Origin of the sequence: Archangium violaceum Cb vi76 (assembly GCF_000733295.1) — a bacterium.
In the GTDB taxonomy this organism is placed as follows: Bacteria; Myxococcota; Myxococcia; order Myxococcales; family Myxococcaceae; genus Archangium; species Archangium violaceum.
This window is the reverse complement of record NZ_JPMI01000185.1, coordinates 1-399: the sequence shown is the minus strand read 5'-3', so window position 1 is coordinate 399 and position 399 is coordinate 1. Positions and strand designations below refer to the sequence as shown.

Here is a 399-nt window from a genome sequence, read left to right as displayed (position 1 = left end):
AAGAGGCTGCCACGCCCGAGGGGGCCGAAGGCGCGTGGCTTCGAGAGGAACACGTAGAAGTCGAAGACGCGCAGCTGCTGGCCGCGCAGGAAGGCCGCGGACTGGGCCCGCTGCTCGCGGAGGATGGGGTTCTCGGCGGCCGACAGCTCCGCGTAGGTGCGGAAGTAGCCCTCGCTCACCGGACGTGACTGGCGGAGGACCTGGAGCTGGTAGCCGATGGGCAGCGCGTTGAGGGCGGAGCGGCAGAAGGTAGCCAGCGCGTTGCGCTCGGCATTGGGCAGGGTGAGGACGGAGAGAGGGCGAAGGCGGAAGCCGCGAACGAGGGTGCCGTCCACCAGGGCGATGGCCCCGTCCCCCACCCACCAGTAAGGCAGGTAGGAGGCGAAGGCGGACTCATTC

At 69.7% G+C, this 399-nt stretch carries 1 protein-coding gene; it reads right to left on the bottom strand.

Features of this window, described 5'->3' with window-relative positions:
* Positions 1-399: hypothetical protein (locus tag Q664_RS59335; RefSeq protein ID WP_043401468.1), on the bottom strand; the 399-nt coding region annotated here is incomplete at both ends.